The organism is Acidithiobacillus sp. TH-A35 (assembly GCF_057473505.1).
This window is the reverse complement of record NZ_JBYCKR010000273.1, coordinates 1-3,718: the sequence shown is the minus strand read 5'-3', so window position 1 is coordinate 3,718 and position 3,718 is coordinate 1. Positions and strand designations below refer to the sequence as shown.

4 protein-coding genes and 1 pseudogene are annotated in these 3,718 nt (G+C 60.7%); all 5 read left to right on the top strand.

Annotated elements, in window-relative coordinates; translation table 11 throughout:
* Positions 1-1,461: ATP-binding protein (locus AC2VNK_RS09020; protein ID WP_486883518.1), on the top strand; the 1,461-nt coding region annotated here is incomplete at its 5' end.
* Complete coding sequence (locus tag AC2VNK_RS09015) at positions 1,458-1,652, top strand: hypothetical protein (RefSeq protein ID WP_291525390.1); 195 nt, start codon at positions 1,458-1,460, stop codon at positions 1,650-1,652. The genes AC2VNK_RS09020 and AC2VNK_RS09015, both read left to right, overlap by 4 nt.
* A gap of 143 nt (positions 1,653-1,795) precedes the next feature.
* Entirely contained in the window at positions 1,796-2,368 is a 573-nt protein-coding gene (locus tag AC2VNK_RS09010) for an anthranilate synthase component II (protein ID WP_291525388.1), read from the top strand.
* Complete coding sequence (gene trpD / locus AC2VNK_RS09005) at positions 2,365-3,381, top strand: anthranilate phosphoribosyltransferase (RefSeq protein ID WP_291525386.1); 1,017 nt, start codon at positions 2,365-2,367, stop codon at positions 3,379-3,381. Before AC2VNK_RS09010 ends, trpD begins: the two co-directional genes overlap by 4 nt.
* 3 nt (positions 3,382-3,384) lie before the next feature.
* Positions 3,385-3,718: pseudogene (gene trpC, locus AC2VNK_RS09000) on the top strand (indole-3-glycerol phosphate synthase TrpC); the annotation flags it as partial.

The following is a 3,718-nucleotide window of genomic DNA, read 5'->3' as shown; positions in this document are numbered from 1 at the left end:
GAGGCCGTTCTGCATACCCTCTGCGCCTTCGCCAACGACATCCACAACCTGGGTGGCGGTTACATCCTGATCGGTATCGCGGAAAACAATGGGCGTCCGGTTCTGCCTCCGGTGGGTATCAAACCCACGCAAATCGACGCCATCCAGAAGGAACTGCTAAACCTCGGCTTCAATGCCATCGCGCCCTATTACCACCCCATAGCCGTTCCGGTCGAAATCGAAGGACGGCATGTGCTGGTGCTCTGGGCCTTGGGCGGACCGACGCGCCCCTACAAGGCCAAGATCAGCCTGAGCAAGGATAGCAAGGACTACGCTTACTACATCCGCAAGAACTCCAGTACCATTCGCGCCAAGGGGGCCGACGAAACCGAACTCATGTCCCTGGCGGCCACCATTCCTCACGACGACCGCGTCAACCAGCAGGCCAAGGTGGAAAGTCTCTCCCGCGCACTGATGCAGGACTATCTGCAACAGGTGGGCAGCGATCTGGCCAGACAGGCGCCCAATCTTTCGTTGGTCGAACTCGGCCGCCAAATGGGCGTTATCGGCGGCCCGGACGAAGCGCCGTTCCCCCTCAACGTCGGTTTGATGATGTTCAATCCGGAGCCCTGGCGCTTCTTCCCTGTCATGCAGATCGACGTCGTCTGGTTTCCCAAGGAAGGGCCGGGTGGCAACAAATTTTCGGAAAAAATATTCAAAGGCCCGATACCCCGCATGACCCGCGACGCGCTCGATTACATCAAGCGCAACCTGATTACCGAAACCATCATCAAGCATCACGGACGAGCCGAAGCCACCCGCGTCGAAAACTTCCCTTACGACGCTATCGAAGAAGCCGTCGTCAATGCGGTCTATCACCGGGGCTACGACACGCGCGAACCCATCGAGGTCCGTATCGAGCGCAACGAATTATTTGTCATCAGCTATCCGGGGCCGGATCGGTCGGTGCGACTGGAGCAACTCCGCGCCGGTCGCGCCCGGCCACGGCGCTATCGCAACCGGCGCATCGGTGAGTTTCTGAAGGAACTCGAATTCACCGAGGGCCGTTCCACTGGCATCCCCAAAATCATGGAAGCCATGGAGAAAAATGGCTCCCCTCCCGCTGAATTCGAGTTCGACGAAGACCACAGCTACTTCATGGTGCGGCTGCCGATCCACCCGGCGGCGCGGGAAGTGGCGGAGTCACAGGCGGGGGTAAAGTCGACCCAGTCGAGGCCAGAGTCGAGGCCAGAGTGGGGGCCAGAGTCGATCCATTACCGAATTATGGTGGCGATTGCTCGTTTCCCCTTGGGCCGTTCGGGAATTGCGCAGGCATTGGGTCACAAATCTATTTCCGGCGCGGCCAAGCAGGCCATCGCCGATCTCATGGAAGCTGGCCTGATCGAATACACCCTCCCCGACAAGCCCAACAGCCGCCTCCAGAAATATCGCCTGGCACAAGACAAGAAGAACGCTCGATGATCTACCCCAGTATCCGCCCCACCGACCTCTACAATCTCTTCCACACCCGCGACCTCACCCCCGCCCAAGTCGCCAAGGGCAGCAAGAAATCCGCTGAAGAAGGGCCGACACTGATCATCTCGCCCTTGCTGGCGTTGATGGGCAATTTTCTAACCAGAGGACGAACACCCCCTCGCATCGGGTGCTGGTGACTGTCTAAATCGCACTTTTTACGGAGAACGCGTAATCTACAGCCCAATTAAAGCACGGCCTTGCAAAAAGCGGGCATGGAAGAGGGTATGATTCGCGAGTGTTTTATAGTAAAATACATACAAATCAATAGGATAATTTTGTCATGTTGCTCATGATTGATAACTACGACAGCTTCACCTACAACCTGGTGCAATACTTCGGCGAACTGGGGGCGGAAGTGCGGGTCGAGCGCAATGATGCCATCGACGTGGCGGCCATTGAGAAACTGGCGCCCAGCCGCATCTGCATTTCGCCCGGCCCCTGTACCCCTAACGAGGCGGGTATCTCTCTGGACGTTATTCATCATTTCGCCGGGAAGATCCCTTTGCTGGGGGTCTGCCTCGGGCATCAGGCCATCGGCCAGGCCTTCGGCGGCAAGGTCGTCCGCGCGGCGCAGGTGATGCACGGCAAAACCTCGCCCATTTTTCACCAGGGCCAGGGGATATTCCGGGATTTGCCGGACCCCTTCGCCGCCACCCGCTATCACTCCCTGATCGTCGAGCGCGACTCACTACCCGAAGCGCTGGAGGTGACGGCCTGGACCGCAGAAGGAGAAATCATGGGTTTGCGCCACCGCAGCCTGGATGTGGAGGGTGTACAGTTTCACCCCGAATCCATTCTCAGCGAGCACGGCAAAATCTTGCTGCAACACTTTCTGCAAGGAGGCGCACGATGATCGTCCGGGACATACTGGAGCAAATCGTGGCGGGGCAGGACTTGTCGCGCAAAGAGGCACAAACGGTCTTCGCCGGCATCATGGCCGGGGACTGGACGCCCGCACAAATCGGCGCCCTGCTCATGGGCCTGCGCATGAAAGGGCAGCGAGTAGAGGAACTGGTCGGTGCCACCCAGGCCCTGCGCGCCTGCATGACGCGGGTACAGGTCTCCACCGATCACCTGCTGGATACCTGTGGCACTGGCGGCGATGCCCTGAGCACCTTCAACATATCGACGGTGTCTGCCGTGGTGGCGGCGGCTGGCGGGGCACGGGTGGCCAAGCACGGCAACCGTTCCATGGTCAGCCGCAGCGGCAGCGCCGATGTGCTGGAAGCCGCGGGTTTGCCCATGGACATGAGCCCTGAAGACGTCGCCAAAAGCATTGAGCGCATCGGCATCGGCTTTCTTTTTGCTCCAGCCCACCATGGCGCCATGCGTTACGCCGCCGGTCCGCGCAAGGAACTCGCCATCCGCTCCATCTTCAACCTCATGGGACCACTGAGCAATCCGGCGGGGGCGCCGCATCAGGTGCTCGGCGTTTATGCCGAGCGCTGGCTGATCCCTCTGGCGGAGGCTGCGCGGGAACTGGGATCGCGCCATGTCCTGGTGGTCCATGGTCATGACGGTCTGGACGAGATCAGCCTGTCCGGGCCAACGGATGTGGCTGAATTAAAAGACGGCGTGATCAGCCGCAGCCGGATTCAGCCGGAGGATTTCGGGTTGTCGCGAGCACCGCTGTCGACCCTGCAAATCGACAGTGTGGCGGCGGCCCTGGCGGCGGCAGAAGAGGTATTACAGAATCGCCCCGGCCCGCGTCGCGACGTCGTCCTCCTCAATGCCGGAGCCGCACTCTATGCGGCAGGCGTGGTCCCCGATATGGCGGTCGGCGTGGTAGTCGCCCGGGCTGTGCTCCATTCCGGCGCCGCCTGGGACAAGTGGCAGGCATTGCTGGGCAGGACCCCACAGGGATAGGACATGGCCGACATACTTCAAAAGATTATTGCCCGCAAGCGAGCGGAATTAGTAGAGCGCCAGACTCGTCTGGGCCTCCCGGAGTTGCAGGCGGCGGTGGCCCTGGCGGCGCCGCCCCGCGACTTCATCGGCGCCATTCAGGCCAAAATCGCCCGAGGCCAGGCGGCCGTCATTGCCGAGATCAAGAAGGCGTCCCCGTCGGCGGGGGTTATCCGCGAGGACTTCAACCCGGTGACCATTGCCCAGGATTACGCAGCCCATGGGGCGGCCTGCCTATCGGTCCTGACCGATGAACACTACTTTCAGGGTGTTGACCTCTATCTGACTGCCGCCCGCG